The following is an 8,662-nucleotide window of genomic DNA, read 5'->3' on the forward strand; positions in this document are numbered from 1 at the left end:
GCTGGAACGCTTGTTCGGCCGTGTCAGCGCAAAATTCATTGCTCTTCGAGCTATGTACTGAATCGTCTTTACGATCCTGCGCAGAGTCTGCGCAGGTCAGGGGGTCTAAGTGGGGCGGGCGGGGCTCGAACCCGCGACCAATGGATTATGAGTCCACGGCTCTAACCGACTGAGCTACCGCCCCTGACCGCTGCGGAAAATGAGCGGGCTCGGAGATGTTATCGCTCCGGGTGGGGTGATGCCTAGTCGGGCTGGGGTTGAGGGTTGGTGTGTCGAGGTGGGCTGGATTTTGTGCAGCTCACCCGCCCGGGCCCGAACTCACTGTCCGACGGTCGCGGGTCCGAATCCGGCTGCCCCGCAATGCCCTGGCTCGAGCTACCTCGTCAGCAAACTAATGGTCGATATCGTCGACAAGATTCGCCGGATGGAATTCGGGGGTGCGGCTGTCGAGGGCCGCGGTGTAGATGCGCAGGCCGTCGGCGACCCTTCCGGCCATGTGCTCCAGCCATTCGGGCGGGGTCAGTTTGCCGAAGGCGGCGGCGTCGAGGAGTTGGCGGCGGACATCATTGAGCTGCATGTGGGCTATGGCCACGGGGTCGAGGTCTGGCATGGTTCGGCAGACTACCTCGAGTCGAACATAGTTTCGATAGCAGGCGGGGGTGTTTGCGGGGCGTATACGCGTTGCCTCGAAGGCGCCGTCCGTGCCAGCCTGATTGCAGAGTGGAAACCCGCTGAGGCGTGCGGTGAGTGTGCGGCCGGTCGGGTGCTCGAGGGAGGACGTCGTGCGAGACCGGGCGGGGCTCGAGGGGCTGGGGACGCTGCGGGTCACCGTCGAGGTCATCGATTCGGTAGAGCGATCTTTCGGCATCCGGTGGGCGCTGATGCCGGCGGACGCGCGTCGGCGGTTCGAGTGCGCGCGAATCTTCTTGGTCGCGCTGGGGGATGAGGCGCAGCGGGCGTATCTGGACATTGTGGATGGGCAACCTTCGACATCGGTGCGGTTGCCCGACACGTTGGCCGCAGGGGAGTACGCCATCGAGGTCGATGCCTACGGCAGTGCGAGTTGGGGGGATGGTCGGTTGGAGGCGCGTGGGCGTAGCGACTCGTTCACGGTGGCGGGGGAGAGTTCGGCGTCCTCCGGTCCGGTGCGTCGATAGGCCGCAGCCAGTCACCCTGCGCGCCAACCCCGCCGACCCATACATCCGCGGGTGCGGTCCGTCGATCGCGTACCCCGAACCGCCGCTGCTATAAGGCCCACCCGCCTACGATTTATCTGATCAGCCGGTGCCAGCGATTCGCGAAGGAGCGAACGATGAGCAGTCAGCCGCACGCCGATCCATCCCACCTGCCACCGGCCTGGCGCGGTGAGCCCACCAAGCGTCGCCGCAAACCACTGCGGTGGCTGCGCGGCCGAATCACCCCCGCCAAGGATTACGGCTTCTTCGGACCCGACTCGGTGGCCTGGCGGGTCTGGATGTATCCGACCAGTGCGGTCTGCGGCTTCTCGCGCTCGGTGGTGATCGAGGAGCTGGACCCGTTCCTGGTGGCGGCGGTCGACCGCACCGGCAAGATCTACCGGGATCCGCAGGCGCGCTACGACCACACCCTCGCCTACTTCTCCACCGTCATAGTCGGCGACAGCGAGACGGTGGTGAAATCCGCAGAGGTGCTGACGAAGATTCACGCCAAGCACGGCCAGGGCATCGAGCCGGTGTCGGGCCTGCCGTACGAGGCCAATAATCCCGACAGCCAGCTCTGGATTCTCCTGACCGCCTGGCACTCCATCCTCTACAGCTACGAAACGCTCGGCCCCGGACCGCTTTCCGACGCCGAGGAGCAGGAGTACTGGGCGCAGTGTGCCATTGCCGCCCAACTACAGACCTGCGACCCGAATCGGGTGCCGCGCAGCCGTGATGGCGTGCGCGCCTACTTCGACGAGATCCGGCCGCGCCTGGTCGCCTCGGAGACCACTCAGAAGGCAATGCACCACCTGCTCGAGCCGCGTCACATCTATCCGCGCTACCCGGGTGTTCTGCGGCCATTCGCCTGGCTGCTCAACGGAATCATGCGGGCGGCAACACTTTCCACCATTCCGCACTGGCAGCGCGACCTGGCCGATCTGCGACAGTCCTGGTTGGTCGACGTCCTGGTTCGTCCGATAGCGCGGCTGCTGTTCCGCGCCGTCGCCTACAGCGACCGGGTGAAACTGGCTCTCCTGGCCTGGATTTCGCCATCCGCCGCGCCCGTGCTGGCACCGGCACTGCGCCGAGTACCCCCGGACTGGCCCGAAACAATGACCCCCGCAGCCGCATTCGAACGCTATGCGGTGCCGACCCCATTGGAGGTGCGCGCCGCAGTGCAGGCGGGCACCACGGCGCAGCTGACCCTCGGCGACTAGACCCGCACCGTGGTCCGTCCGCGGTTATTGCGCGCGAAATGCCCGGGCGACTGACCCTTCCACGACCGAAACGCCGAACCGAATGCCGAAACGCTCGAATAGCCCAATCGATCCGCGACCTGCTCCACGGTCAGCCCGGCGACCAGGAGTTCCTCCGCCAGCATTCCGATCGTCTCATTGCTCAGCTCCCGGAAGGTGGTGCCCTCATCGGCGAGCCGACGGCGCAGGGTACGCACGCTGACGTCGAGGTCGGCGGCGACATGGCTCTGGTCGGCCACCCCGCCGCGGCGAATGAGCAGTTTGCGTACCTGCCCGCTGACGCCGATCCGGCTGCGGCGACGCTCGATGAGCTCCTCGCACTGCTGCTCGTAGTAGCGGGCGACAGCGATATTCGCCTGCGGCAGTGGCAGATTCAGAGCGCTCCTGGTGAAGACCATAATGCTCTGATCGGCATCGAACCGAATATCGTCGACGCCGAGTACGGCTCCGAACATCTCATAGATCGGGTGCGCCCGCAGCGCCACCTGCACCCGCAGTACCGGCGGCTTGATCGACATCAGATCCTGCTGCACGGTGGAGATCGCGCCCAGGTCGCGTTCGAGTGCGAAGCTGCGAATCTCCTCCGGCAGTAGGCGATCGTCGCGCACGATCCACACCTCGTCGCCGACCTTCCGCATGGTGTGGTTGGCGATGGTGTAGGTGAGATCCACATGCCGCAGTCCGATATCGATGGCGTGGCCCAGTGTCGGACTGCTCATGATGGCGAAGCCCAGCAGACCCAGACTGGTGGCGTGGCACATGAGTCCGGCCAGCAAACCCTGCCCGGGTTCGTCCTCCACGCCGCGCACGATATTGCGGATGAGCGTGATTTCCTGGACAAGTGTGATCTCGGCGGTCTGATCGTCGAGGTCGGCCGCGTGGATTCCGGTGCTGCGCAGCACATCGGCCGTCGACAGGCCGCGGGAACTCGCGTAGTCCACGAGCAGGGCGGCGCTGCCGATGGAACGCAATCGCATCGTCTCGTCGGCCCGGTCGGTGTCCATGCGCAAATCGTCCCAGAATCCGGCGTGTCGGTGGTTCGGATTCGCTGATGACGGGGCGTTTTCGACGGCCGATATTCGCCGGTTCCTGGCCCATTGTGCGCTGTTGAGGTGTGCCCGGCGAACGTACGGTGACATCATGCCGCACCGCGAGCGGCGGCTCTGTAGCCCGGGTAGTCGTTCATGTGTGCCCCCGAACTACCCGATCGCGGTGCGGCACTTCCATTCCCGATTCGTCTGAAGTGAGCTGGAATGCCGCATACGAGAACTGTCAGGGAATCATCGATCACCGTACTTGCCCCCATTGACGGCCGACCGGTCGGAACTGTTCAGGTGCAGTCGCCCGAGCAAGTGGGCGTGACGGTCGGTCGGCTCCGCGCCATGCAGATTCCCTGGCGTGCGATGGGTGTCGTGGGACGCCTGCACTGGGTGAATCGATTCCGCGAATGGCTACTGGAGAACGAGGATTCGCTCACCCTGTTGCTGGCGACTGAAACCGGGAAGTCGGTAGGCGCGGCGCGTCAGGAGTTCGCCCTCGCCGTGCAGGCCATCGACTATCACCGTACCCACGGCGCGGAATACCTTGGCGTACAACGACCTCGCGCACACAGCCTGCCCTCGCTCGCCGTGCACCTGTCGGTCTCCTACCACCGAAGCGCAGTGGTAGGGGTGATCACGCCCTGGACATATCCATTGGCCCTCACGGTTTTCGACATCATCCCCGCACTGCTGTCCGGTTGCGCCGTCCTGGTCAAACCGTCCAGCGTGACACCGCTGACCGTGCACGAGATCGCGGCGGGCTGGGCGCGGCTGGGCGCACCGGCGGTGCTGGCCACCGCAATCGGGCCGGATGCCGGACCCGCGGTGCTCGACAGTGTCGACAATGTGCACTTCACCGGATCGGCCGATACCGGCAAGGTGGTGGCGTTGCGCGCCGCGGGCCGACTGATTCCGTGCCGTCTCGAGCTCGGCGGCAAATCCACCGCCATTGTGTTCGCCGACGCCGATCTGGATCGGGCCGCCGCCGCGATCGCGCTGGGTGGGCTGGCCGAGTGCGGACAGGCCTATCACAGCATCGAGCGGGTATTCGTCGAATCCACGGTCTATGAAGTCTTTCTCGACAAGTTGGCCACCGAGGTGGCGGCCTTCGGGGCGGAGGATCCGGAGGACACCGATCCGTATGTCATGACCTCCGAGACACATGTCCGCTTCGTTGCCGATCAGGTGCGTGACGCTCTCGACAAGGGTGCGAACCTGCGCATCGGCGGGGTGAGTGCGGGGCACACCTTCGCCCCGGCCGTCCTGGCCGATGTCGATCCGGCCATGTCGGTGCTGACGCAGCAGACACTGGGCCCGGTGCTTCCGGTGATGCGGGTCGATACCGTCGACGAGGCGATCGAGCGCGCGATGGTCCCGTGGTGTGGGCCGAGTGTCAGCGTATGGACCACCGACGATGCCACCGGTGGCTACGTCTGCGCGCGATTGCCAGCGCCGAATACGGCCGTGAACGACGTGTCGGTGCATCTCGCACCGCCCACTTTCGCCTAGCGTTCTCGCAATCCGAGGAGGGTGCGTAAGCGGTTCCGTCGCAGGTGAGGACGTGCCGAGCGCGAGTGTCCGGCAGTCGCGGTGACACAATTGCTACACTCGTGTATAAATCTGGTCGGCTGGTTTTCGAGCGATCTTGTGCAAAGGAGCACGCGATGACCACACAGACCGAGCGTCCGCAGTTCAACGCACCGGTACGGAAGATCCGTGAGGTCGATTACGGCTTCTTCGGACCCGACTCACCGACGTGGAAGGTATGGACCGCGCCGACCGCGGTGCTGGGATTCCAGCGCTCGGTCACCCTCGAACACTTCGATCCGGATCTGACCGCCGCCGTCGCCGATGTCGGCGGTATCTACAGCGACCCGCGCGGCCGCCTCGACCACACCTTCGCGTACTTCCTCATCGCGGCGGTCGGCGACAGCCGCATGGCCATCGAATCCGCCGAACATCTGATGAAGGTGCACGCCAAGGCCACCGGTATCGAGCCGATCACCGGTAAGCGATACAGCGCCAACAATCCGGACTCGCAGCTGTGGATTCACGTCACCGGCTGGCATTCGGTCCTCAAGTGCTACGAGATGTTCGGACCGGGCCCGCTCAGCCCCGCCGAGGAGCAGCGGTACTGGGCCGACTGCGTGATCGCCGCCGAACTGCAAACCTGCAAATCCACCGATGTACCGCGCTCCCGAGCCGAGGTGCGCGAGTACTTCGCGGCCGTGAAGCCGCGGCTGTGCAGTTCCGACCGCGCGCACCGCGCCATGCACTACCTGCTGCACACCCCGTTCGACCGCGGCTTCCGCCTCGGATTCGGCAGCCGTCTCGTCGCCCCGGCGGTGATCGCCACCCTGCCCAGGTGGATGCGTGAAACCGGCGGCTTCGACCATCCCGGCATCGTCGACGCGGGTATTCGACCCGCCGCGAAACTCGCGGTGGCGGCGATCAGCGGGGACCGGGCCAAACTGAAGGTCCTGGGATCCGCCATCGGCCCGATGACGGCACGGCTCTACCGCGAGCACGTCGAAGCCGGGGTGCCGGAGAATCCGGTCGTGGTGACTCCGGCCGAGGCGCGTGAGCGCTACGGATCGGCGGGTCGGCGGACCGGGCGCACCGCTTAGAACACCGCTTGGGTTTGCGTCACCTTGGCGACGAGTTTGCCCGCATCGTCGTGGATCTCGGTTTCCACGACGATGAAACCGCGACCCGCGTGCAGCGGTCGCGCGGTGGCGGTGGCATACCCCGAGCGGACCGCGCGCAGGAAGTTGGTCTTGGATTCCACCGTCGTGGTGCCCACCTTGCCCTGGGGCAGATTGAGATAGGCGCAGACGGCGGCGGTGGAGTCGGCCAGAGCCATGAGCGTGCCGCCGTGCATGACTCCGCCGAGGGTACAGAGGGATTCGTGCCAAGCCAGGCGGCTGCGAACCAGTTCGGGGCCGTGGGCGAGCACCTGCACACCGAGCCGCTCGGTGAACGGCATGGACTGGTGGAACAGGGCGGTACCGGTGGCGTCGATGGTGGCTGTCATGGGATCGAGGCTGCCGCACCGAGATCCATCGGTCGATTACCTGCGCGGTAATGCCCGGCTCGCCGTCACCGAGGCCTGCTCGAATACTGTCGAACACGGGTACCGCGATCAGGACGGCACCGTCCATGTCGAGGCGGCGACGACCGAGTCCGATGTCTGTATCCGGGTGGTCGATGAGGGCAGTTGGAAGCCGCCGCAACCGGAGTCGACCGGGATTCGGGGGCGTGGCTTGGCACTCATCCGGGCATTGATGCCGAACGTCGCCGTCTACACCGGCAGCGGTGGCACGTCGGTCGAACTGCGAGTACCGCTGCCTGCGTGAAACTCCGGGTGAGACCGGGACTACCGGCTGAGCTCGAAGCCCGGGTAGCCGTTCTCGCGTTCGGTGTCGCAGCGGCGGCGGTAATTGCCGAAACCGCCGATGTAGGGCATGAATACGCGCTTCTTCCCCTCCACATTCGCGCCCAGGTACCAGGAATTGGCGCGAACGAACAGGGTGCCCGCGGCGACCTCCATGAGGTGGTCGGTCCACTCCCGCGCCGATTCGGTTCGGGCCTGCACGCGGGCGATATCCCGGGTGCGGCAGTGCTCGATCAGGGCGAGAATCCAGTCCAGCTGCTGTTCGGAGTGCAAGGCCATATTCGCCATGACAGAGGGGGTTCCGACGCTGTTGACGCTGAACATATTGGGGAAACCGGGAATTCCGAAGCCCAGGTAGGTGACCGGGCCGTCGGCGAAGGCCTCGTGTAGCCGAATGCCGTTGGCGCCCTTCGGATCGATACTGAGCAGTGCGCCGGTCATGGCGTCGAAGCCGGTGGCGTAGACGATGGCATCGAATTCCAGCTGGCGGTCGACGGTACGGATACCGGTCGCGGTGATCTCCTCGATCGGCTCGCGCCGCAGATTCACCAGCGAGACGTGCTCCTGATTGAACATCTCGTAGTAGCCGACATCGGTGCAGATGCGCTTGGTGCCGATCGGATGATCGTTCGGGATCAGATCGGCGGCGACAGCGGCGTCGGCGATTTTGGCGCGGATCTTGGCGTCGGCGAACTCGCGCACAATGTCATTGGCGGCCATATCGCTGTTCTGGTCCGGGAAGACCTTGTTGAACAGCACGCCGCCCTCGTTCCAGCGCTGCTCCATGGCGGCGAGGCGCTCGTCCTCGCTCAGCTCGCGGGCCTTGGTTTGAATGCTCTCGTGTGGTGTGGCCGCCGGTGCGTAGGAGGACTTCTCGCGGCGCTGCGGGTAGGTCTCGCGGATCTGCCGCATCTCGGCCTCGGTCCACGGCCGATTCGGCATGGGCACACTGTAATTCGGCGACCGCTGAAAGACGGTGAGCGAGGTGGCATCTCGGGCCAGGAGCGGCGAGACCTGGATACCCGACGAGCCGGTGCCGATAACGGCGATGCGCTTGCCCGCGAGGTCCGCGCCCGCCTCCGGCCAGCGGGCGGTGAACAGCTCCTCGCCCGCGAAAGTGTTCGCGCCCGGGATATCCGGGCGGATGGGCTCCGAGAGGCAGCCGGTGGCGAAGACGACAAAGCGGGATCGGAAGGTGTCGCCCCGATCGGTGCCGACGGTCCAGGTCGAGGTGGTCTCGTCGAATTCCGCCGCGGTGACGCGGGTGCCGAACCGGTAGTGGCGCCGCACGTCGAACCGGTCGGCGACGTGGCGCAGGTAGGCGTGGATCTCCGGCTGCGCGGCGAAGCGCTCGGTCCACGTCCAGCTCTGCTGCAATTGCGCATCGAAGGAGTAGGAGTAGTCGACGCTCTCGACATCGCAGCGTGCGCCCGGATAGCGATTCCAGTACCAGGTGCCGCCCACATCGTCGCCCGCCTCGATACCGAGCACCCGCAGGCCCGCACGCGCCGCGTGATGGACACCGTAGAGGCCCGCGAATCCGGCCCCGACGATTATCACGTCGTACCGGGTGTCCGACCCGCTGTTGGAGTGCATGCTCGCCCTCTCACCCATTCGTCTAGCGATATTTCGAATAGGCATATGGTCGGCCGCCGCGGCGCTGCCCGCGAGCCCCGGTCCCACTGATCAGGAGCGGTCCTCACCAAGAGGTATCGCCGTCCACCTCGTCATTCCGGCATGCTTTTGGCCGGAATCCACGCCTCCGACGTAGTGGATCCCGGCCAGAAGCAT

General features: G+C 65.7%; 9 protein-coding genes and 1 tRNA gene. 5 read left to right on the forward strand and 5 right to left on the reverse strand.

The genetic code is table 11. The annotated features are described in order from the left end of the window. Positions 1-110: 110 nt before the first annotated feature. Positions 111-184, reverse strand: a tRNA-Ile gene (locus NU1_RS38905). A 207-nt stretch (positions 185-391) separates the two neighbouring features. Further along, complete coding sequence (locus NU1_RS38910; protein ID WP_067529371.1) at positions 392-610, reverse strand: DUF6374 family protein; 219 nt, start codon at positions 608-610, stop codon at positions 392-394. 172 nt (positions 611-782) lie between these two features. On the opposite strand from NU1_RS38910, the gene NU1_RS38915 reads away from it, so the two are divergent. Together NU1_RS38915 and NU1_RS38920 are read left to right on the forward strand one after the other, a co-directional pair. Beyond that, positions 783-1,157 (forward strand): hypothetical protein, encoded by a 375-nt coding sequence (locus tag NU1_RS38915; protein WP_067529372.1) that lies wholly within the window; start codon positions 783-785, stop codon positions 1,155-1,157. A 155-nt stretch (positions 1,158-1,312) separates the two neighbouring features. Next, entirely contained in the window at positions 1,313-2,398 is a 1,086-nt protein-coding gene (locus NU1_RS38920) for an oxygenase MpaB family protein (protein WP_067529374.1), read from the forward strand. Here NU1_RS38920 and NU1_RS38925 read toward each other — a convergent pair. Then, positions 2,395-3,441, reverse strand: a complete 1,047-nt coding sequence (locus tag NU1_RS38925) for an AraC family transcriptional regulator (protein WP_169815210.1) — start codon at positions 3,439-3,441, stop codon at positions 2,395-2,397. The genes NU1_RS38920 and NU1_RS38925 overlap by 4 nt on opposite strands. A 249-nt stretch (positions 3,442-3,690) precedes the next feature. On the opposite strand from NU1_RS38925, the gene NU1_RS38930 reads away from it, so the two are divergent. Then, positions 3,691-4,986 carry an aldehyde dehydrogenase family protein gene (locus NU1_RS38930; RefSeq protein ID WP_084522207.1) on the forward strand — a complete coding sequence of 432 codons (1,296 nt, stop codon included), beginning with the start codon at positions 3,691-3,693 and terminating at the stop codon, positions 4,984-4,986. 155 nt (positions 4,987-5,141) lie between these two features. Next, positions 5,142-6,104, forward strand: coding sequence for an oxygenase MpaB family protein (locus NU1_RS38935; RefSeq protein ID WP_067529378.1), 963 nt, complete (start codon positions 5,142-5,144; stop codon positions 6,102-6,104). Here the strand turns inward: NU1_RS38935 and NU1_RS38940 are convergent. Beyond that, positions 6,101-6,511, reverse strand: a complete 411-nt coding sequence (locus tag NU1_RS38940) for a PaaI family thioesterase (RefSeq protein WP_067529380.1) — start codon at positions 6,509-6,511, stop codon at positions 6,101-6,103. The two genes, NU1_RS38935 and NU1_RS38940, sit on opposite strands and share 4 nt — an antisense overlap. Between NU1_RS38940 and NU1_RS38945 the strand changes: the two genes are divergently transcribed. After that, positions 6,510-6,833, forward strand: coding sequence for an ATP-binding protein (locus NU1_RS38945; protein WP_067529382.1), 324 nt, complete (start codon positions 6,510-6,512; stop codon positions 6,831-6,833). The genes NU1_RS38940 and NU1_RS38945 overlap by 2 nt on opposite strands. Positions 6,834-6,853: 20 nt before the next feature. On the opposite strand, the gene NU1_RS38950 is transcribed toward NU1_RS38945, so the two are convergent. After that, positions 6,854-8,485, reverse strand: coding sequence for a flavin-containing monooxygenase (locus NU1_RS38950; protein ID WP_245720514.1), 1,632 nt, complete (start codon positions 8,483-8,485; stop codon positions 6,854-6,856). Between the last annotated feature and the right edge of the window lie 177 nt (positions 8,486-8,662).

Source organism: Nocardia uniformis NBRC 13702 (assembly GCF_001613345.1).
Classification (GTDB): Bacteria; Actinomycetota; Actinomycetes; order Mycobacteriales; family Mycobacteriaceae; genus Nocardia; species Nocardia uniformis.

Excerpts from the sequence above, each read along its gene's own strand:
- NU1_RS38920 (WP_067529374.1), top strand. The coding sequence starts at position 1,313 with ATGAGCAGTCAGCCGCACGCCGATCCATCCCACCTGCCACCGGCCTGG.
- NU1_RS38935 (WP_067529378.1), top strand. The coding sequence starts at position 5,142 with ATGACCACACAGACCGAGCGTCCGCAGTTCAACGCACCGGTACGGAAG.
- NU1_RS38950 (WP_245720514.1), bottom strand. The coding sequence starts at position 8,485 with ATGGGTGAGAGGGCGAGCATGCACTCCAACAGCGGGTCGGACACCCGG.
- NU1_RS38910 (WP_067529371.1), bottom strand. The coding sequence starts at position 610 with ATGCCAGACCTCGACCCCGTGGCCATAGCCCACATGCAGCTCAATGAT.
- NU1_RS38945 (WP_067529382.1), top strand. The coding sequence starts at position 6,510 with ATGGGATCGAGGCTGCCGCACCGAGATCCATCGGTCGATTACCTGCGC.
- NU1_RS38930 (WP_084522207.1), top strand. The coding sequence starts at position 3,691 with ATGCCGCATACGAGAACTGTCAGGGAATCATCGATCACCGTACTTGCC.
- NU1_RS38925 (WP_169815210.1), bottom strand. The coding sequence starts at position 3,441 with ATGGACACCGACCGGGCCGACGAGACGATGCGATTGCGTTCCATCGGC.
- NU1_RS38940 (WP_067529380.1), bottom strand. The coding sequence starts at position 6,511 with ATGACAGCCACCATCGACGCCACCGGTACCGCCCTGTTCCACCAGTCC.